24 protein-coding genes are annotated in these 26,748 nt (G+C 61.8%); 8 read left to right on the plus strand and 16 right to left on the minus strand.

The genetic code is table 11. The annotated features are described in order from the left end of the window. Positions 1-151: 151 nt before the first annotated feature. From dxs to ACQ4W0_RS26760, 3 genes are read right to left on the minus strand one after another with little or no spacing between them, the layout of a single operon-like run. The gene (gene dxs / locus ACQ4W0_RS26750) at positions 152-2,020 is read right to left on the minus strand and encodes a 1-deoxy-D-xylulose-5-phosphate synthase (protein WP_436579512.1); all 1,869 of its coding nucleotides are present in this window, start codon (positions 2,018-2,020) and stop codon (positions 152-154) included. Further along, on the minus strand, positions 2,021-2,932 hold the full coding sequence (locus ACQ4W0_RS26755) for a polyprenyl synthetase family protein (RefSeq protein ID WP_436579513.1): 912 nt from the start codon (positions 2,930-2,932) through the stop codon (positions 2,021-2,023). Next, positions 2,929-3,180 (minus strand): exodeoxyribonuclease VII small subunit, encoded by a 252-nt coding sequence (locus tag ACQ4W0_RS26760; RefSeq protein ID WP_010394784.1) that lies wholly within the window; start codon positions 3,178-3,180, stop codon positions 2,929-2,931. Before ACQ4W0_RS26760 ends, ACQ4W0_RS26755 begins: the two co-directional genes overlap by 4 nt. 405 nt (positions 3,181-3,585) lie before the next feature. Between ACQ4W0_RS26760 and ACQ4W0_RS26765 the strand changes: the two genes are divergently transcribed. From ACQ4W0_RS26765 to ACQ4W0_RS26775, 3 genes are read left to right on the plus strand one after another with little or no spacing between them, the layout of a single operon-like run. After that, positions 3,586-4,686, plus strand: coding sequence for an aromatic ring-hydroxylating oxygenase subunit alpha (locus tag ACQ4W0_RS26765; protein WP_101483854.1), 1,101 nt, complete (start codon positions 3,586-3,588; stop codon positions 4,684-4,686). A gap of 57 nt (positions 4,687-4,743) precedes the next feature. Further along, entirely contained in the window at positions 4,744-5,667 is a 924-nt protein-coding gene (locus ACQ4W0_RS26770; RefSeq protein WP_436579514.1) for a DMT family transporter, read from the plus strand. Positions 5,668-5,679: 12 nt separating this feature from the next. Further along, positions 5,680-6,531 carry a sulfurtransferase gene (locus ACQ4W0_RS26775; protein ID WP_436579515.1) on the plus strand — a complete coding sequence of 284 codons (852 nt, stop codon included), beginning with the start codon at positions 5,680-5,682 and terminating at the stop codon, positions 6,529-6,531. A 47-nt stretch (positions 6,532-6,578) separates the two neighbouring features. Here ACQ4W0_RS26775 and ACQ4W0_RS26780 read toward each other — a convergent pair whose 3' ends face one another. The 4 genes from ACQ4W0_RS26780 to polA all read right to left on the minus strand — a co-directional run bounded on the left by ACQ4W0_RS26780 (position 6,579) and on the right by polA (position 13,397). Continuing rightward, the gene (locus ACQ4W0_RS26780; RefSeq protein WP_436579516.1) at positions 6,579-8,321 is read right to left on the minus strand and encodes an ABC-F family ATP-binding cassette domain-containing protein; all 1,743 of its coding nucleotides are present in this window, start codon (positions 8,319-8,321) and stop codon (positions 6,579-6,581) included. Between the two features lie 277 nt (positions 8,322-8,598). Continuing rightward, positions 8,599-9,357: a ZIP family metal transporter gene (locus tag ACQ4W0_RS26785; protein ID WP_071079461.1), complete on the minus strand. Its 759-nt coding sequence runs from the start codon at positions 9,355-9,357 to the stop codon at positions 8,599-8,601. A gap of 365 nt (positions 9,358-9,722) precedes the next feature. Continuing rightward, positions 9,723-10,607, minus strand: coding sequence for a dienelactone hydrolase family protein (locus ACQ4W0_RS26790; protein WP_436579517.1), 885 nt, complete (start codon positions 10,605-10,607; stop codon positions 9,723-9,725). 30 nt (positions 10,608-10,637) lie between these two features. Then, positions 10,638-13,397, minus strand: coding sequence for a DNA polymerase I (polA, locus tag ACQ4W0_RS26795; RefSeq protein ID WP_436579518.1), 2,760 nt, complete (start codon positions 13,395-13,397; stop codon positions 10,638-10,640). Positions 13,398-13,687: 290 nt separating this feature from the next. Between polA and ACQ4W0_RS26800 the strand changes: the two genes are divergently transcribed. The 3 genes from ACQ4W0_RS26800 to ACQ4W0_RS26810 all read left to right on the plus strand — a co-directional run bounded on the left by ACQ4W0_RS26800 (position 13,688) and on the right by ACQ4W0_RS26810 (position 15,911). Beyond that, positions 13,688-14,083: a hypothetical protein gene (locus ACQ4W0_RS26800; protein WP_436579519.1), complete on the plus strand. Its 396-nt coding sequence runs from the start codon at positions 13,688-13,690 to the stop codon at positions 14,081-14,083. 83 nt (positions 14,084-14,166) lie between these two features. After that, positions 14,167-15,123, plus strand: coding sequence for a homoserine kinase (locus tag ACQ4W0_RS26805; protein ID WP_436579520.1), 957 nt, complete (start codon positions 14,167-14,169; stop codon positions 15,121-15,123). 2 nt (positions 15,124-15,125) lie between these two features. Further along, positions 15,126-15,911, plus strand: a complete 786-nt coding sequence (locus ACQ4W0_RS26810; protein ID WP_436579521.1) for a BPSS1780 family membrane protein — start codon at positions 15,126-15,128, stop codon at positions 15,909-15,911. A 102-nt stretch (positions 15,912-16,013) separates the two neighbouring features. Here the strand turns inward: ACQ4W0_RS26810 and ACQ4W0_RS26815 are convergent, their stop codons facing one another. Next, positions 16,014-18,323, minus strand: a complete 2,310-nt coding sequence (locus ACQ4W0_RS26815; protein ID WP_436579522.1) for a UvrD-helicase domain-containing protein — start codon at positions 18,321-18,323, stop codon at positions 16,014-16,016. A gap of 109 nt (positions 18,324-18,432) precedes the next feature. On the opposite strand from ACQ4W0_RS26815, the gene ACQ4W0_RS26820 reads away from it, so the two are divergent. Beyond that, a complete protein-coding gene (locus tag ACQ4W0_RS26820) occupies positions 18,433-18,708 on the plus strand; it encodes a hypothetical protein (RefSeq protein ID WP_436579523.1) in 276 nt (91 codons plus the stop codon). Next, positions 18,705-19,229, plus strand: a complete 525-nt coding sequence (locus ACQ4W0_RS26825) for a GNAT family N-acetyltransferase (RefSeq protein WP_436579524.1) — start codon at positions 18,705-18,707, stop codon at positions 19,227-19,229. The genes ACQ4W0_RS26820 and ACQ4W0_RS26825 overlap by 4 nt, the downstream gene beginning before the upstream one ends. A gap of 1 nt (position 19,230) precedes the next feature. On the opposite strand, the gene ACQ4W0_RS26830 is transcribed toward ACQ4W0_RS26825, so the two are convergent. From ACQ4W0_RS26830 to thiC, 8 genes are all read right to left on the minus strand, one after another. Then, the gene (locus ACQ4W0_RS26830) at positions 19,231-20,085 is read right to left on the minus strand and encodes a hypothetical protein (RefSeq protein WP_436579525.1); all 855 of its coding nucleotides are present in this window, start codon (positions 20,083-20,085) and stop codon (positions 19,231-19,233) included. Between the two features lie 342 nt (positions 20,086-20,427). After that, on the minus strand, positions 20,428-21,534 hold the full coding sequence (locus ACQ4W0_RS26835) for an S-(hydroxymethyl)glutathione dehydrogenase/class III alcohol dehydrogenase (RefSeq protein WP_436579526.1): 1,107 nt from the start codon (positions 21,532-21,534) through the stop codon (positions 20,428-20,430). Between the two features lie 107 nt (positions 21,535-21,641). Continuing rightward, positions 21,642-22,274 (minus strand): ANTAR domain-containing response regulator, encoded by a 633-nt coding sequence (locus ACQ4W0_RS26840; RefSeq protein WP_071079471.1) that lies wholly within the window; start codon positions 22,272-22,274, stop codon positions 21,642-21,644. Positions 22,275-22,353: 79 nt separating this feature from the next. Further along, positions 22,354-22,989 (minus strand): thiamine phosphate synthase, encoded by a 636-nt coding sequence (gene thiE, locus ACQ4W0_RS26845; protein WP_436579527.1) that lies wholly within the window; start codon positions 22,987-22,989, stop codon positions 22,354-22,356. Between the two features lie 10 nt (positions 22,990-22,999). After that, a complete protein-coding gene (gene thiD / locus ACQ4W0_RS26850; protein WP_436579623.1) occupies positions 23,000-23,776 on the minus strand; it encodes a bifunctional hydroxymethylpyrimidine kinase/phosphomethylpyrimidine kinase in 777 nt (258 codons plus the stop codon). Further along, a complete protein-coding gene (locus ACQ4W0_RS26855) occupies positions 23,776-24,570 on the minus strand; it encodes a thiazole synthase (RefSeq protein WP_436579528.1) in 795 nt (264 codons plus the stop codon). Before ACQ4W0_RS26855 ends, thiD begins: the two co-directional genes overlap by 1 nt. Before the next feature lie 15 nt (positions 24,571-24,585). Then, a complete protein-coding gene (gene thiS, locus ACQ4W0_RS26860) occupies positions 24,586-24,789 on the minus strand; it encodes a sulfur carrier protein ThiS (RefSeq protein WP_071079564.1) in 204 nt (67 codons plus the stop codon). A 20-nt stretch (positions 24,790-24,809) separates the two neighbouring features. Next, the gene (thiC, locus tag ACQ4W0_RS26865) at positions 24,810-26,723 is read right to left on the minus strand and encodes a phosphomethylpyrimidine synthase ThiC (RefSeq protein ID WP_436579529.1); all 1,914 of its coding nucleotides are present in this window, start codon (positions 26,721-26,723) and stop codon (positions 24,810-24,812) included. Between the last annotated feature and the right edge of the window lie 25 nt (positions 26,724-26,748).

The raw sequence follows: 26,748 nt of genomic DNA on the forward strand, positions 1-26,748 counted from the left end.
TAACCGACCTCCTGAATGAAGAACGGCCCGGTCGAAAATTCGACCGGGCCGTCAAAGCCGTGCCTCAGCGTTACACTGTCCGGGTCTTGAAACGAGACCTTAACTGAACGGCATTAGCACCGCAGTGCCGCTTTTATCTTGCTTGAACGTCTTAGCTGACCATCGCCAGGCGCGGACCTGCTGCCGGGAAACGCTGCTCGATCGACGCGGCGATGCCGGTGGCGTCCAGGCCCACGCTTTTCAGCAACTGCACGGGGTCGCCATGGTCGATGAAGACGTCTGGCAAGCCCAGCATCAAAATCGGCTTGACGATGCCTTCGGCCGCCAGGGCTTCGGCCACGGCCGAACCGGCGCCACCCATGATGCAGCCCTCTTCCACCGTCACCAGGTAATCATGCTCAGCGGCAAGCTGTTTCACCAGCGCCACGTCGAGCGGCTTGACGAAACGCATATTGGCCACCGTCGCGTCGAGCTTCTCGCCCGCTGCCACGCTAAGCGCCACCATGGAACCGAAGGCCAGGATGGCGATGCGCTTGCCGTGGCGCTTGATCTCGCCCTTGCCGATCTCGATGCCCTTCAGTTCCGGCACGATGGCCACGCCGGCACCGGCGCCGCGCGGATAGCGGATGGCTGCCGGGCCCGGATAGTGGTAGCCCGTGGTGAGCATTTGGCGGCATTCGTTTTCGTCGGACGCGGCCATGATGACCATGTTCGGGATGCAGCGCAAGAACGCCATGTCGTAGTTGCCCGCATGCGTGGCGCCATCGGCGCCCACGAGGCCGGCGCGATCCAGCGCGAACGTCACGTCCAGGTTTTGCAGCGCCACGTCGTGGATCAGCTGATCGTAGGCGCGCTGCAGGAACGTGGAATAGATGGCCACGACAGGCTTCAAGCCTTCGCAAGCCAGGCCGGCGGCAAACGTCACGGAGTGCTGCTCGGCGATGCCGACGTCAAAATAACGGTTGGGGAACTGCTGTTCGAATTTCACCATGCCCGAGCCTTCGCGCATGGCGGGCGTGATGCCCACCAGGCGCTTGTCGTGCGCGGCCATGTCGCACAGCCAGTTGCCGAACACTTCCGTGTACGTCATCTTGGCCGGCGCCGTGGCCGGCTTGATGCCCTCGGCCGGATTGAACTTGCCCGTGCCGTGGTACAGGATCGGTTCCGCCTCGGCCAGCTTGTAGCCCTGGCCTTTTTTGGTGACCACGTGCAAGAATTGCGGGCCCTTCAATTGCTTGATATTTTGCAAGGTCGGGATCAGCGAATCGAGGTCGTGGCCGTCGATGGGACCGATATAGTTGAAACCGAATTCTTCGAACATGGTGGCGGGCACGACCATGCCCTTGGCGTGCTCTTCGAAGCGCTTCGCCAATTCCAGCACGGGGCCGGGCAAGACGGACTTGCCGACATTTTTGGCCGCCGCATAGAACTGGCCCGACATCAAACGCGCCAGGTGGCGGTTCAGCGCGCCCACGGGCGGCGAGATCGACATGTCGTTGTCGTTCAAAATCACCAGCAGGTTGACGTCTTCCTGCACGCCCGCATTGTTCATCGCCTCGAAAGCCATGCCGGCCGTCATCGAACCGTCGCCGATCACGGCGATCGCGTGCAGCGGGTCGCCCTTGATCTTGGCAGCCTGCGCCATGCCCAGCGCGGCCGAGATCGACGTCGACGAATGCGCCGTGCCAAACGTATCGTATTCGCTCTCGTCGCGCTTCGGGAAGCCGGAAATGCCATCTTTCTGGCGCAAGGTATGCATGCGCTCGCGCCGGCCCGTCAGGATCTTGTGCGAATACGTCTGGTGGCCCACGTCCCACACGATGCGGTCGTGCGGCGTATTGAACACGTAGTGCAACGCGACGGTCAGCTCGACCGTGCCCAGGTTGGACGACAGATGGCCGCCCGTCTTGGAAACGGAGTCGAGCAGGAAGCTGCGCAGTTCCTGCGCCAGCGGCACCAGTTGCGAGCGGGCCAGCTTGCGCACTTGCGCTGGTTCATTGATGGTTTCTAACAGTTTCATTTATGCCTTCCGCTGCACGACCAGGTCTGCCAGCTCGCGCAGGCGGCGTGCCTTGTCCCCGAATGGCGCCAGCGCCGCATGGGCGTCGCACCGCAATTGTTCTGCCAGGGCTCTCGATGGTTCCAGCCCCAGTATCGATACGTAGGTGGGCTTGTTGGCCGCCGCATCCTTGCCCGCCGTCTTGCCCAGGGTGGCCGAATCGGCCGTCGCGTCAAGCACGTCGTCGACCACCTGGAACGCCAGTCCGACGGCGCGCGCATAGGCGTTCAGCGCCGTCATCTCGTCTGGCGTCAAGTCCTTGCCCGCCAGCGCGCCGAGAATCACGGCCGCGCGCAGCAAGGCGCCCGTTTTGAGTTGGTGCATCTGTTCCAGCTGCGGCAGGCTCAAGGCCAGGCCGACGCTGTCGAGGTCGATCGCCTGGCCGCCGCACATGCCCGCGGAACCGGAAGCGTGCGCCAGCAGCTTGAGCATGGCCATCTGGCGCGCGGGAGGAATCGCCGCGCCGTCGGCCAGCAGCATGAACGCTTGCGATTGCAGCGCGTCGCCCACCAGCAGCGCCGTCGCTTCATCGTAGGCGATGTGCACGGTAGGCTTGCCACGGCGCAAGGCATCGTCATCCATGCAAGGCATGTCGTCGTGCACGAGCGAATACACGTGAATCATTTCCAGCGCGCACGCGGCGCGCGCCAGGGTATCTTGATCGGCATCAAACAGTTCGCCGGCCGCCATCACCAGCAGCGGACGCACGCGCTTGCCGCCGCCCAAGAGCGCATAACGCATGGCCGCGTGCAGCTTGTGCGGCACGGTGTCCGCCGAAGGCAAAAACTGGTCGAGCCGGCCTTCCACGCCGGACTGGGTCGCTTGCATCCAGTCGCCGAAGGTCACGCCGTCTTGCTGCATGCTGGCCGTCATAGCGCGGCCTCGCCGGCATCCACGAACGGTTTCAACATGTCGCCTTCCAATACTTTCACCTGCGCTTCGACGCTATCGAGCTGGGTGGCGCAATACTTGACCAGTTCCGAGCCACGCTGATACGCCGCGACCGATGCTTCCAGCGGCAACTGGCCCGCTTCCATTTGCGTTACCAGCTGCGCCAGTTCCGCCATTGCCTCTTCAAACGAGGCCGGCGCTGCGGCAGCGGCAGTTAATTTCTTCGACATAGACTCAGATCTCTTCGTGGCACGAGGGGTATGTAGGGAGACGCCGGGGACTCCCGGCCAGCATAGAAGCGTTATTTTAGAACAAACCACACTATTAAGTGAAAACTAAAGCGCAATCGGCGTGCTCAAAGGGAAAGACGTTGCCAGCTTGGCAGACAATTCTAGCGCAATCGCCCCCATCGGCCGGAAATTGCACGGTGAATGACAATGTTTCTCATTAATAGCGTATTTGCCGGAGGGGTTTGGCAATGCCGAGGCCGATCCGCGCTATAATCGCCGGTTCTGTCCGAAATACCGTTTCAACAAATTTGAATTCAGGTCTTTGCGGATTCTTTCTCTCTGTAGCGGTTGCCCAGGGATAGGCCTGGGGCACTGCTGACCGTTGTACATTTATGGGGGGTTGGGATGTCCGATCTGGCTACTCACGCCAAGCTGGCGCGTTCAAACGCGCAACTTCCGGTCCACGTCTATTTTGACGAAACGCTGTTGCAGCGTGAAATGCAGCAATTGTTCCAAGCCGGCCCGCGTTATGTCGGGCACGCGCTGATGGTGCCGGAAACCGGCGATTTTGCGACCCTGGCGTCTGAGAACGAAGGGCGCATGCTCGTGCGCAACGCCAATGGCATCGAAGTGCTGTCCAACGTGTGCCGCCACCGGCAGGCGCTGATGTTCAATGGCCGCGGCAATGCGAACCATATCGTCTGCCCGCTGCACCGCTGGACCTACGACCTCAAGGGTGAATTGATCGGCGCGCCGCATTTCCCCGAGACGCCGTGCCTGAACCTGTCGAAAACGCCGCTGCAAAGCTGGAACGGCTTGCTGTTCGAGCAAAATGGCTACAACGTGATGGAAAAATTGAAAGATTTGTCCGTCTCGAAAGACCTCGATTTTTCCGGCTATATGTTCGACCACGTGGAAATCCACGAGTGCGACTACAACTGGAAGACCTTCATCGAAGTCTACCTCGAGGATTATCACGTGGAACCGTTCCACCCGGGGCTGGGCAGCTTTGTCAGCTGCGACGACCTGCGCTGGGAATTCGGCAAGGATTACAGCGTGCAAACGGTGGGCGTGCACCGCGGCCTGCAGCAGGCCGGTTCGCCCGCCTATAAAAAATGGCAGGAGCAGGTACTGCAATTCCGCGGTGGAGAAGTGCCACCGTATGGCGCCATCTGGCTGACCTTGTATCCGAACATCATGGTCGAATGGTATCCGCACGTGCTGATCGTCTCGACCCTGTGGCCGGACGGCCCGCAAAAGACGCGCAATGTGGTGGAGTTCTATTACCCGGAGGAAATCGTGTTGTTCGAGCGCGACTTCGTCGAGGCAGAACGGGCCGCCTACATGGAAACCTGCGTCGAGGACGATGAAATCGCCCTGCGCATGGATGCGGGCCGCAAGGCCCTGATGGCGCGCGGCGAAAACGAAGTGGGGCCTTACCAGTCGCCCATGGAAGACGGCATGCAGCACTTCCACGAGTGGTACCGCAACAATATCGAACTGTAATGAGTAGGGGGCCGCATTGCGCGGCCTTTTTTTATCCCCGCGTTTTTCAGGAATCAAATGCAATCTTTGTGGATGCTGTTTGCCAGCTTTATGTTCGCCATCATGGGCGTGTGCGTGAAACTGGCGTCGGATTTGTATTCGACCTCCGAAATCGTCATGTACCGCGGCATCATCGGCATGACCGTCATGAGCTGCACGATTTTGTACCAGGGCGGCAGCTTTAAAACGACGATGCCGGGCCAGCATCTGTGGCGCGGCGTGGTGGGCGTGATCGCCCTGTGGCTGTGGTTTTATGCCATCGCCATCCTGCCGCTGGCCACCGCCATGACCCTGAACTACATGGCGCCCATCTGGATCGCCGTGATCCTGCTGGCCGGTGGCTGGTGGAAAGGCATGCAACAGGTCGAGTGGCCGCTGGTGGCGGCCATTGCCATGAGCTTTGTCGGCGTGACCCTGCTGCTGCAACCCGTGTTCGAGACGGACCAGGTGGGTGGCGCCGTCACGGCCTTGATTTCCGGCATGCTGTCAGCCCTCGCCTACTTGCAGGTGCGCAAGCTGGGCTTGCTAGGCGAACCCGAATACCGCGTCGTGTTTTATTTCTCGGTCGTCAATTTCCTGGCCGGCGTGATCGGCCATGTGGCCAGCGCTGGCGGCGGTCCCGTCATCTGGCACGCGCACACGAGCGGCTACGGCATCGGTTTGCTGGCCGCCATCGGCCTGTGCGCCACCATGGCACAGATGGCCATGACGCGCGCCTATCGCCTGGGCAAGACCCTCGTTGTTGCTAATTTACAATATACGGGCATCGTTTTTTCCAGCTTCTGGGGCGTGGTCATCTTTGGCGACCTGTTCGACTGGCATGGCTGGGCCGGCATCGGCATCATCCTCGCTTCCGGTATCGCAGCAACCTATTACAATACCCGCAACACGGCCCGTGGCGCCGCCATCGCGCGCACGGATCCCATCGCCAGCGAAGTGTAAGGAGTCTTTACCTTGTATACGACCTTGATCCAGGCCAACGAACTGGCCAGCCACCTGCAGGACAGCGACTGGGTGATTCTCGATTGCCGCCACGACTTGCTCAAGCCCACGGCCGGCAGCGACGCGTTTGCCGCCGGCCATATCCAGAACGCGCAGTTCGCCGATATCGACACGGCCCTGTCCGGTCCCAAGACGGCGCGCGGCGCGGACTTTACGGGCCGGCATCCCTTGCCCGACCGTACCGCCCTGCTGGCCAAGCTGCGCGGCTGGGGCATCCATGACGACACGCAAGTCATCGCCTATGACGGGCAAGGCGGCATGTTCGCCGCCCGCCTGTGGTGGCTGTTGCGCTGGGTCGGTCATCCGGCCGTCGCCGTGCTCGACGGCGGCCTGGCTGCCTGGGAGGCGCAAGGCTTGCCGCTGGTCACGCCGGTGGCACCCCGCCCTATTGGCAAGCTCACGGAAAAAGCCAGCCTGACGCGCACGGTCAGCGTGCAGGACGTCGTCGCCAACCTGGAAACCCAGGCCTTGAGCGTCATCGACGCGCGCGCACCTGACCGTTATCGCGGCGAAAACGAAACCATCGATCCCGTGGGCGGCCATATCCCCGGCGCGAAAAACCGTTTCTTCAAGGATAACTTGCAGGCGGACGGCCGCTTCAAATCCGCTAAAGAACTGGAGCAGGAATTCGCGGGCCTAATCAGCACGGCTGAATCTACTATCATGCAGTGCGGCTCCGGCGTGACGGCGTGCCACAACCTGCTGGCCCTGGAAGTGGCTGGCTTGCCTGGCGCGGCCCTGTATCCGGGGTCGTGGAGCGAATGGTGCGCCGATCCGGCACGGCCGGTGGTGACGGGGAATTAAAAAAATGGCGGACCATGCGGTCCGCCATTTTTTTCACCCTTGGATAACTACGCCGTTATCCCCAGCGCTTGATTCAGCTGCTCCAGTTCCGCCTGCCACGCCTGCTGGCTGGCCGGCTTCTGGTGGCGCGGCTTGCGGGCTAGGTCCTCGGCCAGCAATTGCTCCAGTTCGCACAAGCGCTCTAATTGCAGATCGACATCGGTTTGCGCTGGAGCAAGCGGTGAGTTTACCGGCCGCGCCACCGGCAACAACGCCTGCCCATCCTCAAGACTCAGCCGTGCATACGCGCTGGCCGCATCCGGCCACTCCTCCAGCTGACCATCGGCCACTACCCAAAAACGGTTGCACGCCGTCTCGATCAGGTCGCGGTCGTGCGACACCAGCAGGCAGCCGCCCGCAAAACCGCGCAGCGCTTGCCCCAGTTCCCCCTTGCCCTGCATGTCCAGGTGGTTGCTCGGTTCGTCGAGCAGCAGCAAGTGATAACTGGCCAGGGACAGCCCCAGGAACAGCAGCCGCGCCCGCTCGCCGCCGCTCAGGGTCGCCACCGTCTGGCCATGGCGCGCATACGGGAAACCGGCCGCAATCAAGGCTTGCTTGCGCGCCACCTGGCTGCGCGCCGCCTCGTTTTGCACGGCAAACGGATACAGCGCGTCGGACAGGTCGGCCCCGTCGGACAGCTGCCTGAGCGACTGGTCGTAATAGCCGATGTTCGCCGCCTTGTGATAACGCAAGTCGGGCCGTTCGTCCTGCGCCTGTATCGCCTGCCAGCACAGGCGCAGCAGGGACGACTTGCCGCTGCCATTGGCGCCCAGCAAGGCGACCCTGTCGCCCGGTTTCAGCCACAGCTGGCCGACCTGGAACAGCAGCGGCGAGGCGGGCAAGGCGCGCACGTCGAGGGAGTCCAGCGCCAGCAGCTGGTCGGCCGCCAGCGCCTTGCCGCGCAGGCTCAAGCGCCAGGGCGCACCATCGCTGACGAACGATTGCTCATCCTTCAATTTATCGATGCGCCGCTGCATGGTTTTGGCCTTGCGCGCCAGGTCTTCATTGTCATAGGTGCGGCCCCACAGGGCCAGGCGGGCGCTGCTGGCCGACAGGCGGTCGATTTCCTTCTGTTCGGCCGCATGTCTGGCGGCAGCGGCAATATCGGCTTCGGCCAGCGCCGCCAGCGCGGGGCCGCACGGCAAATCGAAATCGTACAGCCGGCTATCGCGCAAGATCCAGCTGCGCGTGGCCACGTTGTCGAGCAGGCGCTGGTCATGCGAGACGAGGATGAAGGCACCGCGCCAGCTCAGCAGGAATTGCTCCAGCCACAGCAGCGATGGCAGGTCGAGGTGATTGCTCGGTTCGTCCAGCAGCAGCACGTTCGGTTCCTGCAGCAGGGCGCGCCCCAACAACAGCCGCGTATGCTGGCCGCCGGACAGCGAATGCACGGGCACTTGCGCCGTATCAAGGTCAAAGCCCAGTTCGGCCAGCAGGCTGTCGACGCGCCAATGCAGCTCGGGCTGCTCCAGCACGGGCGCCAACAAGGCGTCGTACAGGCTCAGGCTGGCAAGTTCGGCCGGCAAGTGCTGCTCCACGTGCTGCAAGCGGCAGGCACGGGCAACATGGATGGTGCCGGACGTGGCCTCGCGCATGCCGCTGAGCAAGCCCAGCAAGGTGGATTTGCCGCAACCATTGTGGCCGATCAGGCCGATGCGGTCGCCCTGGCGCAAGGTAAAGGCGAGTTCGTTGAACAGGAAACCGTCGTGGGTATCCAGCTGTAAAGCTTGGGTAGAGATAAGGGTAGTCATGGCTCTTGTCTTTGTTCGGGATGCAAGCATCCGCGTTAACAGGAGCGCTAACGAAAACCGTGAGCCGAGAAAGGACTCTAGAGAAAAACTCTATTCAGGAGGGTGGCTTTGCTCTGGCCAGGTTATCGCAGCGCGATAGAACGTGGGCAAGAGCTGGCAAATGCGCTTAAAGAGCGTGCGCGCCACAAGGCGAGCAACAAGTTTTCTTCCATTAAATTTTCCTCCTTTCTGTACAAGTTAGTCAGAAAGGCAATACTACACGCACCAGGTCTGTGCATCAACCGCCGTGGCGCTTGTGCGTCAGGAACAGCACGATGCACACGCCCAGCGCGATCAACAGCACTTGCGGGATGGTTTCGCGCAAGGTGGCGCGGCGCTGCATCTGAGGCATCAGGTCGCTCAAGGCGATATAGATGAAGCCGGACGAGGCGAACACGAGCACGTAAGGAATCAGATTGCTGGCGCGGTCCAGGGTGAAATAGCCGAGCAAGCCACCGGCCACCGCCATCAGGCTGCACAGCAGATTGAAGATGTAGGCGCGCAAGCGCGAGAAGCCCGCATTGAGCAGCACGATGAAGTCGCCGATTTCCTGTGGAATTTCATGCGCGATGATGGCCAGGCCCGTCACCAGACCCAGTTTCGGGTCGGCCAGGAAGGCGGCGGCGATCAGGATGCCATCCGTAAAATTGTGCATGCCGTCGCCGACGAGGATCATCCAGCCGGCCTTGCCCGCTTCGTGCTTGTCGTGGCCGTGCGCATGGTGGTGGCCATCGCCTTCGTGGTGGTGCGAATGGCGCAGGATGGCGAATTTTTCCAGCATGAAAAAGGCCAGCAAGCCCGCCAGCAGGGTCGCGAACAGGCTGCGCGGATCGGCCTGCGACTCGAACGCTTCGGGCAAGGCGTGCAGCAATGACGTCGACAGCATGATGCCGACGGACAAGCTGACCATGCGCTCGACCACCTTGGACAGGAATGCAAACGAAAAGATCGCCGCCGCAGTAATGCTCAACACGCCCGCGAGCGTGGTCGCGAGCAAAATGGATATAAGGACGGGATCGATGATTTTCTTACCTCAAAATGGCGCCGGGTCACTGGCGCCCGCGATGCTGGCGTCTGGCCTGATGAATGCGTTGTTATCTATTATTTAATTTTTTGCGCGTCTGGCGGCAGCGTAGCGCGATGAAGATGCAATTGTACTGCATTGACGCGCACCGGGCATTTTACAGCCCGGTGCGCCTTTCGGTTCAACTTCTGGAAAATTTAACTATTCTCATGCTTTCGACGTCGGATAAAACCGTCGCGAGCGGCAGCGAATTGTGGCCGAGAAGCGGAACTGTACTGAAGTACAGTGAGCATCGCAGGCCGCAAGTCGCAACGCGCAGCAGGTTTAATCAGACGTCGTCACGCCACACCGTGTGTCTTGAACCAGGCCAGGCAGCGCGCATAGCCGTCTTTCGCATCGGCGGCCACATAGCTGGGGCGGTAATCGGCGTTGAAGGCGTGGCCCGCATCGGCGTAGACGACAAATTCCGACTTGTTGCCGCCCTTGGCCAGCGCGTCCTTCATCTTGGCGATCGATTCCTGCGTAATGCCCGTATCCTTGCCGCCATACAAGCCCAGCACGGGGACTTTCAAGCTGGCGGCAATATCGATGGGGTTGCTCGGCTGCAAGGGGGTCGGTTCGCCCACCAGGCGGCCATACCAGGCCACGCCCGCCTTGACGGCCGGATTGTGCGCCGCGTACAGCCAGGTGATGCGCCCGCCCCAGCAAAAGCCCGTGATGCCCAGGCGGCTTGTATCGCCGCCATTCTGTTTCGCCCACGCAACAACAGCATCGAGGTCCGTCATCACTTGCGCGTCCGGCGTCTTGGCGATAATGCCTTTCATCAACTCCGGGATGCTGGCCACCTTGGTCGCGTCGCCCTGGCGCACGAACAAATCGGGCGCCAGGGCCAGATAGCCCTGTTTGGCGAAGCGGCGCGCCATGTCGGCGATATGTTCATGCACGCCAAAGATTTCCGAAATGACCAGGACTACAGGCAAACCCGTCTTGCCTTCCGGCTGGGCCGCATACACGGGCACGGCCTGGCCATCGACCATGACGGTCACGCTGGCCGTGACGAGCCCGGCAGAATCGGTCTTAATGACGTTTTGCGCCGCCACGGGCAACACGGCCACGGCAAAGCCCGTCCCCAGCGCCACCTTCAGGAAACCACGCCGGCCATCCGGCCCTGACAAGCTGCTCTGGCCCAGCAAACTTTCACAATCGGTGATCATGTCGCTCATGCGTTTCTCCTGAAAATGTTGCGTTTAAATTTAGTGCGCTTCGTCCCAGTTTTTCCCAATTCCTACTTCGGCCGTCAGAGGTACTTTCAACGCAGCCACGCCGGCCATCAATTCCGGCAGCTTGCGCTTGACCAATTCCAGCTCCGCGTCCGGCACTTCCAGCACCAGTTCATCGTGTACCTGCATGATCATCTTCGTCTGCAAGCCGTCCGTTTCCAGCCAGCCTTGCACGGCGATCATGGCCAGCTTGATCAAGTCGGCAGCCGTGCCCTGCATGGGCGCGTTAATCGCCGCCCGTTCCGCGCCCTGGCGGCGCGGGCCGTTCGGTGAATTAATTTCCGGCAACCACAAACGGCGGCCGAACACGGTTTCCACGTAGCCGCGCGCCTTGGCTTGCTGGCGCGTGTCTTCCATGTACTGTTTCACGCCGGAAAAACGCGCGAAGTAACGGTCGATATAGCTTTGCGCGGCCGTGCGGTCCACGCCCAGGTTACCGGCCAAGCCAAACGCGCTCATGCCGTAGATCAAGCCGAAGTTGATGACCTTGGCGTAGCGGCGCTGCTCGCTCTGCACTTCCGCGGCCGGCACGCCAAAGATTTCAGCGGCCGTGGCGCGGTGAATGTCGATGCCGTCGGCAAACGCGCGCAGCATGGCTTCATCGCCCGAGATATGCGCCATGATGCGCAATTCGATCTGCGAATAGTCGGCCGAGACGATGTGGCTGCCTGGTGGCGCAATGAAGGCTTCGCGGATGCGGCGGCCTTCCGCGCTGCGGATGGGGATATTCTGCAAGTTCGGGTCGTTCGACGCCAAGCGCCCCGTCACGGCCACGGCTTGCGCATAGTTCGTGTGCACCCTGCCCGTGGTGACGTTGATCATCTTCGGCAATTTGTCCGTGTATGTCGATTTCAGCTTGGCCATGCCGCGGTATTCCAGCAGCACTTTCGGCAGCGGATAATCCTCTGCCAGCTTTTGCAGCACTTCTTCATCCGTCGATGGCGCACCCGTCGGGGTTTTCTTAACCACCGGCAACTTCAGCTTCTCGAAGAAGATTTCGCCGATCTGCTTGGGCGAACCTAAATTAAACGGCTGCTCGGCCAGTTCATACGCCTTCTTTTCCAGCTCGAGGATTTTCACGGCCAGCTCGGCCGACTGGATGTTGAGCAACTCGTCGTCGATCAGCACACCGTTGCGCTCGATCTTTTGCAAGACCACAGCCGTCGGCATCTCGATCTTTTCATAGATGAAGGTCAGCTTTTCATCGTTCGCCACGTTGCCCCACATATTATTATGCAAACGCAAGGTGATGTCGGCATCCTCGGCCGCATATTTCGCCGCCTGCTCCACTTCCACCTGATTAAACGTGATCTGCTTGACGCCCTTGCCGCACACATCTTCGAAAGGAATCGTCGTGTAGTTCAGGTGGCGCAGGGCAAGGCTGTCCATGTCGTGTTTCTTGTGCGATTCGAACACATACGATTCGAGCAGGGTATCGTGGGCGATGCCGCGCAACGTCACACCATGGTTGGCGAAGATGTGGCTGTCGTATTTGAGGTTCTGGCCCAGCTTGGGCTTGTTCGCATCTTCCAGCCACGGACGCAGTTTCGCCAGCACGTGTTCGCGCGTCAACTGGTCCGGCGCGCCCGCGTAATCGTGCGCCAGCGGAATGTAGCAGGCGGCGTGCTCGGCCACGGAGAGGGAAATACCGACCATTTGCGCCGTCATCGGTTCCAGCGAGGTGGTTTCCGTGTCCACGGCGCTCAAAGGCGCCGCATCGATCAGGGCAATCCATTTATCGAGCTGTTCGTCCGTCAGCACGGTTTCATATACGGCTTCCATCGCCGGGGCAGCATCGGCAAACATGTCGCCCGTGGTATTCGATACTGCACCAGTAGCCGCCGGTGCGCCGACAGGCGACATCGGCGGCGGCGTGGCGCCCAGTTCGCGCAGCAGGGCCTTGAAGCCGTAGCGGTTGAAGAAGGCCAGCAGCGCTTCCTTGTCCTCGTGTTTCGCCACCAGCGAATCGGCGATCGTTGTCATGTGGCCAGACAGATCACAATCGGTCTTGACGGTGATCAAGGCGCGCGCCTGCGGCAGCCATGGCAGGGCCGTGCGCAGGTGTTCGCCCACGGCGCCGCCCACCTTGGCCGCGTTTTCCATCACGCCTTCCAGGCTGTCGTACAAGGTCAGCCATTTGACAGCCGTTTTCGGGCCGCATTTCGACACGCCCGGCACGTTGTCGACCGTATCTCCGATCAGCGACAGATAATCGATGATGCGGTTGGGCGGCACGCCGAACTTGGCCAGCACGCCCGCTTCGTCGAGCTTTTCATTGCTCATGGTATTGATCAGGGTCACCTGGCTGTTGACCAGCTGCGCCAGATCCTTGTCGCCCGTCGACACCACCACGTTCATGCCGGCGGCAGCCGCCTGCACGGCTAAAGTCCCAATCACGTCATCGGCTTCCACGCCGTCGACCATCAAAATAGGCCAGCCCATGGCGCGCACGGCTTCGTGGATGGGTTCGATCTGCAGGCGCAGGTCGTCCGGCATCGAGGCGCGCGTGGCCTTGTATTCGGGATACATGTCGTCGCGAAACGTTTTACCCTTGGCATCGAACACGCAGGCGATGTAGGCGGCCGGGTAATCGGCGCGCAGGCGGCGCAACATGTTGACCATGCCGTGCATGGCGCCCGTGGGATAGCCGTCCGGGCTGCGCAGGTCGGGCAGCGCATGGAAGGCACGATAAAGGTAACTGGAACCGTCGACTAACAGCAGGGTGTTTTGCATAATGCCAATAAAATAAGGTGAGCCGCGCCAGCCGGGGAAACAGCGGCAGACGGGTGAAATATCGCCCAATTATCGCAGAGTTTAGGCCCTTGCCACCGGGGACACGGCCCGCGTTTTTTACGCTGTTTGCCACGGCTGGCGCCCCGCCTGGCCGCCCGGCCGGCGCCCGGGCCCTATTTCCGCTCATTTAAACAGCATTGCCTACCAGTTTGTTACAATGCCTTATAGATAAATTGACGGCAATACACCACTGCATGCGCTGCAGTCCCACACATGGAAGCGAACCTATCATGATGCGTACATCGACACTCTGGACATTCCTCGCCCTGCCCCTGCTGGCAGCTTCGGCCATTGCCAGCGCCCAGACGCCGGCCAAACCGAGCGAAGCGCCGCCACAACTCGAACGCATCGAGGAAATGGGCGAAGCGCCCATCACCGTGGCACCGGCCGCCGCCAAGCAGCAGATTACCGAGAAACGCGAAGCGGGCGTGACGTCCGAGGTGAAAGTCACCACGGGCGGCAGCACCTATTACATGAAGCCAGCCGCCGGCGCCGACCAGGCCAACGGCAACGCCCTGCGCGGCCCGCAATGGAAAGTGCTGGAATTCGACCTGGGCAAGAAGAAACAGAAACAACGCGATGAAGAGGCAGCGGATGCGCCAGCACCGCCCGCAGCAGCGAAGTAAGCAGCCACTCTCCTCTGCCCTGCCCCGGCCACCTGCTGGGCAGCCGGCTTTTTTTGACCTTTTAGACCATTCCTCTCTTTCCCATGGCAGTTTTTACCGCGCTACACCTGGACGATATCGGCCAGTGGATCACGCAGTTTCCACTCGGCAAACCTCTGGCGCTCAAGGGCATCGCGTCCGGCATCGAAAACAGCAACTTCTTCCTGAGCACGGAGCGTGGCGAGTATGTGCTGACGATCTTTGAGAATCTCAGCTTCGAGCAATTGCCGTTTTATCTGCAACTGATGCGTCATTTGGCGGACCGGGGCGTCTTGGTGCCCGCGCCGATCGCCAATGCCGATGGCGAACTGGTGACGGCCTTGCAAGGCAAGCCGGCCGCCATCGTCAGCAAACTCGACGGCAGCTCGCAGATGGCGCCGCAAGCCGTGCATTGCGCAGCTGTCGGCGCCATGCTGGCGAAGATGCACCTGGCGGGGCGCGATTTCCCCCTGCAGCAGCCGAATCTGCGGGGCCTGCAGTGGTGGAACGCCACCACGCCGCTGGTCTTGCACCACCTCGATGATGCCAGGGCGCATCTGCTGCGCGCGGAAATCCATTTCCAGGACGCCTTTGCTGCCTGCGATACGTATAAAGCCATCCCGCGCGGTCCCGTGCATGCCGACTTGTTCCGCAACAATGTCATGTTTGACGGCGAGCAACTGACGGGCTTTTTCGACTTTTACTTTGCCGGCTGCGAAACCTGGCTGTTCGATGTCGCCGTCACCGTCAACGATTGGTGCGTGGACCTGGCCACGGGCGTGCTCGACACGGTGCGCGTGCGCGCCCTGCTCGACGCCTACCGGGCCGTGCGCCCGTTCACGCATGAAGAACAGTCGGCATGGCAAGCGATGCTGCGCGCTGCCGCGCTGCGCTTCTGGCTGTCACGCCTGTACGATTATTACCAGCCGCGCGAAGCGGAAATGCTGACCCCGCACGATCCGGCGCATTTCGAACGCATTCTGCGCGAACGTATCGCCACACCTGCTCCGGAACTGTTTTAAACATGGAAAAATTACCTGCAAGTACAGGTTGGCAATGGGTGAAACAAGGCTTCTCCCTGTTTCGCAAGCAACCTGGCGGCATGTCGATGCTGTTTCTCGGCTATATGTTCTGCATGCTGGCCGTCAGCATCGTGCCCCTGCTCGGCCAATTGCTGCCTGTCATCCTGGTCCCCGTGTTTTCCGTGGCCTTCGTGCAAGGCTGCCTGAATATCGACCAGGGCAAGCGCGTCATGCCCAGCCTGTTGATCTCGGGCTTCCGCAAGCCGGCGTTTCCATCCCTGCTGGGCCTGGGCGTGCTGTACATCCTGATGGCCATCGTTGCCATCGGCGCCTCGACCCTGGTGGACGACGGCTTGCTGTGGCAACTGGTCACCGGGCAACTGTCGGAAGAAGCGGCGCGCACTGCCATCCCCGAATCGCGTCTGGGCCTGGGCATCCTCCTGGCCATCGTGCTGTATGTGCCGGCCGCCATGGCCTTCTGCTTTGCGGCGCCGCTGATCTACTGGCGAAAAACCGGCCTGGGCAAGTCGCTGTTCTTCAGCTTTTTCGCCGTCTGGCGCTCGCTGTCGGCCTTCATCGTCTTCGCCGCCACCTGGTTCGCCATCAGCGTCGTCACCAGCCAGTTGCTGGCCGTCATCTTTGGCCGCACGCCGCTGATGATGCAGGTGATGATGCCGCTGTCGATGCTACTCACCATCATCATGCATTGCTCGTTCTACGCCGCCTACCGCCAGATCTTCGGCGTACCCGTCGATGAGAGCAAGACGGTGTCGCTGGACAAGCAGTAATCCCACCAGCAAAAAAACTGGGGTCAGTCCTGACGGATTGGAATGCCTTCCATTGGAAGGCATTCCCCCAGGCGGGTCTGACCCCGGCATTCCTCAGCTAACTTAGCGGCCCAGGCGTTCCAATTTGGCGATGCCAAGATCGAGCACCTTCATGCCGTGCTGGCCAAAATTGATCTGCGCGCGCGCATTGCCGCCACCGCCTTCGATATTGACGATCACGCCTTCGCCGAACTTGGCGTGCGCCACCGATTCACCGATGCGCCAGCCGCCGCCCGTGGCTTTTTGCGCGATCTTTTGCGCAATCGCATTGTCCGAACCCAGGCTGGCCAGGCGCGGCGCCTCGTCCCAGGCCGACTTGCGGTTGCCAAACCAGTTCGCCTGCACCTTCGGCGACAGCCATTTCAGCGCTTCTTCCGGCAATTCATCGAAGAAACGCGACTTCATGTTGTAGCGCGTCTGGCCATGCAGCATGCGCGTCTGAGAAAAGCTCATATATAGCCGCTTGCGCGCGCGCGTGATGGCCACGTACATCAGCCGGCGTTCCTCTTCCACGCCGTTGTCTTCCTTCGAGCTGCTTTCGTGCGGGAACAGGCCCTCTTCCAGGCCAGTGATGAACACGTTGTCGAATTCCAGACCCTTGGCCGAGTGCACCGTCATCATCTGCAGCGCATCCTGGCCCGCCTGCGCCTGGTTGTCGCCCGCTTCCAGCGACGCGTGCGATAAAAACGCCGACAGGGGCGACATCACGGCCGGCAACGGCGCATCGGCATCCAGGATCTCGATGCCATCCTGGTTCACCACGGGCGCGCCCGACTGCGCCTGGGCGGCCGGCCCCAGATGGGCCGGTGCTGCCTGGCCGAAACCTTCTTCGGAAACGAACTGGCTGGCCGCGCTGACCATCTGTTCCAGATTTTCGATGCGGTCGGCGCCTTCCTTTTCATTCTGATAATGCTGCAGCAAGGTACTCGCTTCCAGCACCACTCTGACCATTTCCGGCAACGACAATTGCTGCGTTTCGAAACGCACGCCTTCGATCAGCTTGACGAAGCCGGCCAGCACACTGCCCGCCTTGCCCGCCACATAGGGCACGGACGCATACAGCGAGATGCCGTACTGTTCCGACGCGGCCTGCAATTGCTCGATCGAGCGCATGCCGATGCCCCGTGTGGGGAAATTGACCACGCGCAAGAACGCCGAATCGTTGTGCGGATTGTCCATCAATTGCAAATAAGCAATCGCGTGCTTGACCTCGGCGCGCTGGAAGTAGCGCTGGCCACCATACACGTGATAGGGAATGCTGGCTGAAAACAGCGCATGCTCGATCACGCGCGACTGCGCATTCGAGCGGTACAAAATGGCGATTTCACTGCGCGAGGCGCCATCGGCGATCAGGCTTTTCGCCTCTTCGATGATCCACTGCGCTTCCTGCAAGTCGGAACTGGCTTCGTACACGCGCACCTGCTCGCCATGGCCCGCGTCCGTGCGCAGATTCTTGCCCAGGCGCTTGCTATTGTTCGCGATCAACACGTTAGCGCTGTCGAGAATGTGACCGTGCGAGCGGTAGTTCTGCTCCAGCTTGATCAAGTTCTTGACCTGAAACTCGTGCTCGAAGGCGCTCATATTGCCCACGTTGGCGCCACGGAAGGCGTAAATGCTCTGGTCGTCGTCGCCTACGGCGAACAGGGCGCCGCAATCGCGGCTGCCGTGGCCGGCCAGCAACTTGAGCCAGTTATATTGCAGGTTGTTCGTATCCTGGAACTCGTCGACCAGAATGTGGCGGAAGCGCGCCTGGTAGTGCTCGCGCAGCGGCTGGTTGCGACTCAACAATTCGTACGTGCGCAGCAGCAATTCGGCAAAATCGACCACGCCTTCGCGCTGGCACTGGTCGTCGTAGATCTGGTACAGCTCGACCATCTTGCGCTCGTGCGCGTCGTACGCTTCCACGTCCGTGGCGCGCAAGCCCTGGTCCTTGGCGTTGTTGATGAAATACATCACCGTCTTCGGCGGGAATTTTTCATCGTCAATGTTATTTGCCTTCAACAAGCGCTTGATCACCGACAACTGATCCTGCGAATCGAGGATCTGGAAGGTCTGCGGCAAGGCGGCGTCGCGGTAGTGCGTGCGCAGCAAGCGGTTGCACAGGCCGTGGAAGGTGCCTATCCACATGCCGCGCGTGTTGATCGGCAGCATGGCCGACAGGCGCGTGAGCATTTCCTTGGCGGCTTTATTCGTGAAGGTCACGGCCAGGATGCCGGGCGGCGATACCTGCTGGGTCTGGATCAGCCACGCGATGCGGGTGGTCAGCACGCGGGTCTTGCCCGAACCGGCGCCAGCCAGGATCAGCGCATGCTGGGCCGGCAAGGTGACGGCAGCCAATTGTTCGGGATTGAGGTTGTGAAGAAGATTTTGCATCCGGTGATTATACCGGCATGGCTAAAAATACTGTGCATTTGTCCAGCGGTCGCGCCAGTTTTCCATGTGCGCGCTACAATCGGCGTCCCGACACAGCGGCCTGTATCCCATGACACCACCCACTCACCTCGACGGCGCCCGCGTACTGGCCTGGGCCTGGTCCGACCTGCCCTTCGGCCACGTCGCCGCCGACGATGACGCCGGCCCCATCGCCGTCCACGGCCTGGCCGTCTGCCGCTACGGCGACGAGGCGCGCGTCTACCGTTTCAGCTGCGATGCGCACTGGGAAACGCTGCAAGATGAGGTGTATGCCAGCGTGGACGAGGCCAGGCAGCAGTTGCCGGCGCAATACCGCGCCGTGGCCGCCGTGTGGAACACGCCGTGAGTTACGCCATTCGTGCAGCCACCAGCGCCGACCTGCCCCTGCTGGCCCAGGTCGAGCTTAGCGCCGCGGCCCTGTTTGCCCAGGCCGGCCCCGGACTGGCGTGGCTGGCGCAAGGAGAACCCTTGCCACTGAGCACCTTGCAGACGCTGCAGCAGCATGGCGGTGTTTGGGTAGCCGCCGATGACCAGGACAGGCCATCGGGTTTCCTGGCTGCCCAGCCACTCGACGGCCAGTGGTTTATCGTGGAATTGTCCGTTGCACTGCCGCATCAACGGCAGGGCCTGGGCGCGCGCCTGCTCGACGCGGCGGCGGCCCATGCCCAGGCGCTGGGCTGCGCCTGCCTGACATTGAGCACGTATCGCCACCTGTCATGGAACGCGCTCTACTATGCGCGCCACGGTTTCAGCGAAATCGAGGCCGCGGCGCTGGGCACGGGTCACGCGCTCAAGCTGGCGCACGAAGCGCAGGACGGGCACGACCCGGCGCTGCGCTGCCTGATGCGCAAGCCACTGGCCCGCTGACTCAGCGCACCAGCTTTGCCTTGCCTTCGCTGAGCGCCTGGGCGATCACCTGGCGCGTGGTCTTGTCGGCCGCTTTCGATGCCTTTTCCTGCTGGCGTCCCAGCACTTCCATTTGCTTGCCCAGGGTTTCCATCGGCTTGCCGCGTTGATCCATCTGGCGCGACAGCGCGTCCGCCTTGGCCGCTTCGACCTCTTGCTTGGCAGTAATGCGGTCGTTGACCTCTTCCATGGCGTCCTGCGCATCTTCCATCTGCTGCTGCAAACGCGCCACGTCGCGCACTGCCGCGCGGCGCGCCGTCTCCGTGCCAGCCTGCGCCTGGCGCCGCGCCGCCTCGCCCAGCTTGCGGCCCAGTTCCTGCTGCTGGCGGCCCAGCGTTTGCAACTGCTCCGCATCGCGCGTGCCGCCATTCGCCTGCGCCTGGCCATGGGCACCCATCTTGCTGCCCAGTTCGCCCATCGCCTTGCCATGCTCGCTCATCTGCTTGCCCAGGCCGCTCATTTCCTGCCCCAGTTGCTGCGACGGTTTCCAGGCGTCGCGCACGCGGGCCAGCAGCGCGGCATCCTGCATCACATAGTTCTTGCCCTGGTCGCGGAACCACAGGAACTGCCCCTTGAGCGAGTGCTGCAACTGCTTGATCTGCTGGCCATCGACATCGGTGCCGGCCATGGTGACGCTGTCCTTGCTGCTGTCGACGAGCGCATAACCATCGCTGCTGCCCATGGAAATACTGATTTGTTTGCTGGGCGGCGCGGGCGGCGCAGGTGGCGCTGGCGGCTCGGGTGGCTGCACGGCCAGCGCACTGCCGCCAAGCAGGATACCGGCCAGGCTGAGGATCAAACGGTGGGAAGTGGACATGGCTGCCTCGTGTGTATGGTTGGAGCGTCTACTCTAACCAGGCACGGCGGGCGGCTCCAGCGCGGTGCGACAGGCTGCAAAAAGGCGCGCCTGGACGGCAGGCTTGCGCGATGAATGGCAAAGCACGGGTAAAAAAAGGAGGCCAGGGGCCTCCGTAAAGCCGCTGTGGTACAGCGACGAGAATCACGATAAGCGCTGGCGGCCGGCACCGCCAGCGCCGTGCGATGAATTGCCGGGATGAAGGGTCAGGCGACAGCCATGCCCGATGGATGGCAAACGCGGCGGCAAAAAAAACGGAGGCCGCAGCCTCCGCAAAAACGCCGTGATACGGCGTATCTGACATCAGTACAGCACGACGGAGCGGATCGATTCACCGCTCTTCATCAAGTCGAAACCCTGGTTGATATCTTCGAGTTTCAAACGGTGCGTGATCAAATCATCGATATTGAGCTTGCCTTCCATGTACCAGTCGACGATCTTCGGCACGTCCGTGCGACCGCGCGCGCCGCCGAAAGCGGAACCTTTCCACACGCGCCCCGTCACCAGCTGGAATGGACGGGTGGAGATTTCCTGGCCGGCTGCCGCCACGCCGATGATGATGGACTGGCCCCAGCCCTTGTGGCAGCACTCGAGCGATTGGCGCATGGTGGTGGTATTGCCGATACATTCAAAACTGTAGTCGGCGCCGCCGTCCGTCAGTTGCACGATGGTGTCGACCACGTTTTCCACCTCGTTGGCGTTGACGAAATGCGTCATGCCGAACTTGCGCGCGATGGCCTGGCGCGCCGGGTTGATGTCCACGCCGATGATTTTATCGGCGCCGACCATCTTCGCCGCCTGGATCACGTTCAGGCCGATGCCGCCCAGGCCGAACACCACCACGTTGGCGCCCGCCTCGACCTTGGCAGTAAACAGCACGGCGCCCACGCCCGTCGTCACGCCGCAACCGATGTAGCAAACCTTGTCGAATGGCGCGTCTTCGCGAATCTTGGCCAGGGCGATTTCCGGCACGACGATGTAATTCGAGAAGGTGGACGTGCCCATGTAGTGGAAAATGGGCTTGCCGTCGATGGAAAAGCGCGAGGTCGCGTCCGGCATCAGGCCGCGGCCCTGCGTGGAGCGGATCGACTGGCACAGATTGGTTTTCTGCGACAGGCAGAACTTGCACTGGCGGCATTCCGGCGTGTACAGGGGAATGACGTGGTCATCCTTTTTCAGGCTTTTCACGCCCGGGCCCACGTCGACGACGATGCCGGCGCCTTCATGGCCCAGGATAGCCGGGAAGATGCCTTCCGGGTCGGCGCCCGACAGGGTGTAGTAATCGGTGTGGCAAATGCCCGTGGCCTTGATCTCGACCAGTACCTCGCCCTCGCGCGGGCCGGCCAGGTCGACTTCTTCGACGCTCAAAGGTGCGCCCGCCTTCCATGCAATCGCTGCTTTGGTTTTCATGTGTGTCCTGTCAGTTATGGGATATGGCGCGCATTGCCTGCAATAGGCGCCAGCATCTGTCCATGATAACAAGGCACGCACCGGTGTGCCACACCGGCGCAAGCGGTTTACTTGGTTTTTGCCCTGTTCAGGAATGCGCCATGCAGGCCATTCAGGGTTTCCTCGGCCAGCAGCAGCTGGCTGGCGATCTCATTGATCTTGCGGCGGCTGGAGCGGGCATGGTCGCGCAGCACTTCGAAGGCCGTGTTGCGGTCCGTCTGGAACTTGCCCATCAGCAAACCCACGGCCAAACTCGTTTCGCGGCCGGCGGCCAGCGCCGCGTTCAGGTTCAGCTCGGTGCGACGCAGCTGGCGGATTTCATCGGCGCGCGCCAGGCCCGCTTCGAAGGCGGGCATCAAGCGGCCTTCATCGACGGGTTTCACCACGTAGCCGACGGCGCCGTAGGCGGCCGCCTGCTTGCCCGATTCGCTGTCGCCACTGCCGGACAGGAACATGAACGGCACGCCCGTCTCGCCATGCAGGCGCTTGGCAAGTTCCAGGCCGGACATGCCCGGCATGTGGATGTCGAGCAAGGCCAGGTCCGGCTCGCGCTGGGCGACCATTTGCAGCGCCACTTCGGCCGAATTGGCCAGGGCCGTCTCGTAGCCGGCATGGCGCAGGACTTCGCCGAGGAACTCCAACAGGAGCTGGTCATCGTCAACGATCAGGATAAGGCGTTTCGCGGCGGCTGGCTGACTCATGGGTAAAGGAACCTCGGTAATGAATGATGCTCTTATTATATGCCGATTATTCGCCCAAATCAGCCCCCCGTGCCCATGCTCACGCCACAAACATTTGATTAAATTGCTGCACTGCAATAGTCACATCGTCCGCCTGGGAGACCTTGCTCAATACGTTGCCAAATACGCTGCTGATGGCCGCCACCATGTCGGCGCCACGCGCGATCAGCGGCGCCGCGTTCTCGGGCGTCATGCCGCCGATCACCACGCACGGCAAGCTGATCTCGCGTTTGGCTTGCAGCACGATATCGAGGGGCGTCGTCACCGGGTACTTTTTCACCAGCGAAGGGTAAAAACCGCCGAAGGCCACATAGCTGGCGCCGCCGGCCTCGGCCGTCCGTGCCAGGGCCATATCGCCATAACAGGAAGCGCCGACGATCTTGCCTGCCCCCAGGCGCGCGCGCACCTGCGCCACGGAAGCGTCCGTACCGCCCACATGCACGCCATCGGCGTCGAGCTCTTCGCACAGCTCGATAAAATCGTTGATGATGAAGGGCACGCCATACTTGCGGGCCAGGGCCAGCAAGGCGCCCGCCTGCTCGCGCCGTTGGTCCGCCTCGGCGCTCTTGTGGCGATATTGCAGCAGGGCCACGCCTTCCTGCAAGGCTTGCTCGCTCACGTCGAGCAGGCGGTCGGTGTCATCCCAGTCGGGGGTGACCAGATACAGTCCACGCATGATGTTTTCCTTAGTCATTGAATCGTTGCGGTATCAGCTGACCTGGCGCAATCGCATACGCGCCGGCCAGGGCCGCATGGCAATAGCTTTGCGCCAGCGCAAGCGCTTCCGCCAGCGGCTGGCCCAATGCCATACGCGCCGCGATGGCGGAGGCTAACGTACAGCCGCTGCCGTGGAAGGCGCCGGGCAGGCGTGGCCAGCGCCATGTCTGCTCCCCGCCTCCAGCATCAAGCCAACGGTTGAGCACTTCCTCACCGTCGCCATGCCCGCCCGTCACCAGCACGTTCTTGCAGCCTTGCGCGCGCAAGTGTCCTTCGCCACCGAGAGCCAGCGCTTCGGGGCCGTTCGGCACGATCACGGTCGTCAGCGGCAGCAAGGGCGCCAGCACCAGCACGGCATCACCCGTGCTGAGCACGTCGCCATGGCCGCTGGCCAGCACGGGGTCGAGCACGACAGGTAAATCCGGCCGGGCCAGCCGCAATTGCGCGATCAGTTGCGCAATTGCGGCCGCATTCGCGGCGCTGCCCGGGATGCCGATTTTCACGGCGCTGATCACCATCTTGTCGATCAGCGCCTGCGCCTGGCGGCGCAGCAATTCCGGCGCCACCGGTTCGACAGCAAACACGCGGTCGTTGTCCTGCACCGTCAGCGCCGTGATCACGGGCAGCGCATGCGCGCCCTGCGCCGCAATGGCCACGATATCGGCGGCCAGGCCGGCGCCGCCCGACGGGTCGAGGCCGGCAAACACCAGCACAACCGGACGACACGGCAGACGCTGTTGCACCATCACGCCAGGCGGCCCGCCATCGGCGACGACGGCGAAGCGGCGAATTTACGGGGCATGCGTCCCGCCAGAAACGCTTCGCGTCCGGCCCGCACGGCCAGCTTCATCGCATGCGCCATGCGCACGGGGTCGCGCGCGCCGGCAATGGCCGTGTTCATCAGCACGCCATCGCAGCCAAGCTCCATGGCAATCGCCGCATCGGACGCCGTACCCACGCCTGCATCGACGAGCACGGGCACTTTCGCCTGGTCTATGATCAGCGACAAATTCCACGGATTCAAGATGCCCATGCCCGAACCGATCAGGGATGCCAGCGGCATGACGGCCACGCAGCCAATATCTTCCAGAATCTTTGCCTGGATGGGGTCGTCGCTGCAATAGACCATCACGTCAAAGCCATCCTTGACCAGCGCTTCGGCGGCGATCAGCGTTTCCGGCATATGCGGAAACAGGGTCTTTTCATCGCCCAGCACTTCCAGTTTCACCAGATTGCGTCCACCCAAGAGTTCCCGCGCCAGTTGCAAGGTGTAGACGGCATCCTTCGCGTTGTAGCAGCCGGCTGTGTTCGGCAAAATCGTGTACTGGTCGGGCGGCACGAAATCGAGCAGGCTGGGCGCGTTAGGGTCTTGCCCGATATTCACGCGGCGTATCGCCACCGTGATGATTTGCGCTTCCGCAGCGTCCGTCGCTTCGCGCGTCTGCGGCAAGTCCTTGTACTTGCCGCTGCCCACCAGCAAGCGCGATTGGTACTGTTTGCCTGCGATGGTCAGCAGGTCGTCATTGTTATTACTTGTCATTGCTTTTTCCTTAGTCTAGCCGCCGCCGATGGCGCGGACGATTTCCACTTGGTCTTGCACCTGCAAGACCTGTCCAGGCCACGCCTTGCGCGGAACGACGTTGCGGTTGACGGCCAGCGCCAGCGCCTGGTTTTCCAGCGACAGCGCGGCAATCAGTTGATCCAGGGTTTGCCCCGGCGGCACCTGATGCGGCGCGCCGTTGAGCGTGATGGATATCAATGCAGGCATCACGCTCTCCTTCAGACCTTGCGGTACAGCTCGGCGCCGTTCTTGATGAACTCGATGGCCTTGATTTCCATGCCCTGCTTGAGCGCCTTGTCTTCCGCGATGCCCATGCCGGCCGCGTATTCGCGCACTTCCTGCGTGATCTTCATCGAGCAGAAATGCGGGCCGCACATGGAGCAGAAATGCGCCACCTTGGCCGAATCCTTGGGCAAAGTTTCATCGTGGAATTCGCGCGCCTTGTCCGGGTCCAGGCCGATGTTGAACTGGTCGTCCCAGCGGAATTCGAAGCGCGCTTTCGACAGGGCATTGTCGCGGATTTGCGCGCCCGGATGGCCCTTCGCCAGGTCGGCCGCGTGCGCCGCGATTTTATACGTGATGATGCCGTCCTTGACGTCGGCCTTGTTGGGCAGGCCCAGGTGTTCCTTCGGCGTCACGTAGCACAGCATGGCCGTGCCATACCAGCCGATCATGGCCGCGCCAATGCCGGACGTGATGTGGTCGTAGCCGGGCGCGATGTCGGTGGTCAACGGCCCCAGCGTGTAGAACGGCGCTTCGCCGCACTGCTCCAGCTGCAAGTCCATGTTTTCCTTGATCAGCTGCATGGGCACGTGGCCCGGGCCCTCGATCATCACTTGCACGTCGTGCTTCCAGGCAACTTGCGTCAGTTCGCCCAGGGTTTTCAGTTCGCCCAGTTGCGCTTCGTCGTTGGCGTCGTAGATGGAGCCGGGGCGCAAGCCGTCGCCCAGCGAGAACGAGACGTCATACGCCTTCATGATGTCGCAGATATCTTCGAAATGCGTGTACAGGAACGATTCCTGGTGGTGCGCCAGACACCATTTCGCCATGATGGAACCGCCGCGCGAGACGATGCCGGTCAGGCGCTTGGCCGTCATTGGCACGTAGCGCAGCAGCACGCCCGCGTGGATGGTGAAGTAATCGACGCCCTGCTCGGCCTGTTCGATCAGGGTGTCGCGGAAGATTTCCCACGTCAGATCTTCCGCCTTGCCATTGACCTTTTCCAGCGCCTGGTAAATGGGCACGGTGCCGATGGGCACGGGGCTGTTGCGCACGATCCATTCGCGCGTTTCATGGATGTGCTTGCCGGTGGACAAGTCCATCACATTGTCGCCGCCCCAGCGGATGGCCCAGGTCATCTTTTCCACTTCCTCGCCAATCGACGAGGTGACGGCCGAGTTGCCGATGTTCGCGTTGATTTTCACCAGAAAATTGCGGCCGATAATCATCGGTTCGACTTCCGGGTGGTTGATGTTGGCGGGAATAATGGCGCGGCCGCGGGCGATTTCCTCGCGCACGAATTCAGGCGTGATTTCGGCCGGGATGCTGGCGCCAAACGACTGACCCGGGTGCTGGCGACCCATCAGTTCGGCCAGGCGTTCGCCCATGGGACCGGAAGCCTTGAGCTCGCGCAAGTATTCCTGGCGACGCATGTTTTCGCGGATGGCGACGAACTCCATTTCCGGCGTGATGATGCCCTGGCGCGCATAGTGCATTTGCGTCACATTCTTGCCGGCAATGGCGCGGCGCGGCTTGCGGTGCAGGTTGAAGCGCAGCTCGGCCAGTTTCGGGTCCGCTAGGCGGGCGATGCCGTAGTCGGAGGTGGGGCCGGGCAATTCTTCCGTGTCGGCCCGCTCCAGGATCCACGGCAGGCGCGGCGTATCGAGGCCCGAGCGGATGTCGATGTTCACGTCCGGGTCCGTGTAGGGCCCGGACGTGTCGTAGACGTAGATCGGTGGATTCTTTTCGCCGCCGAACGACGCTTCCGTGTCGGACTGGCTGATCTGGCGCATGGGCACGCGGATGTCGGGGCGGCTGCCTTCGACGTAAATCTTGCGCGAATTGGGCAGCGGCGCGATGGCGGCTTCGTCGACCGTGGCGGTGGCGGAGAGGAATTTCGGGTTGGCGTTCATTTTGGCTCCTTGGCTAGACTATTTT

Origin of the sequence: Janthinobacterium breve, assembly GCF_051380895.1 — a bacterium.
In the GTDB taxonomy this organism is placed as follows: Bacteria; Pseudomonadota; Gammaproteobacteria; order Burkholderiales; family Burkholderiaceae_D; genus Janthinobacterium.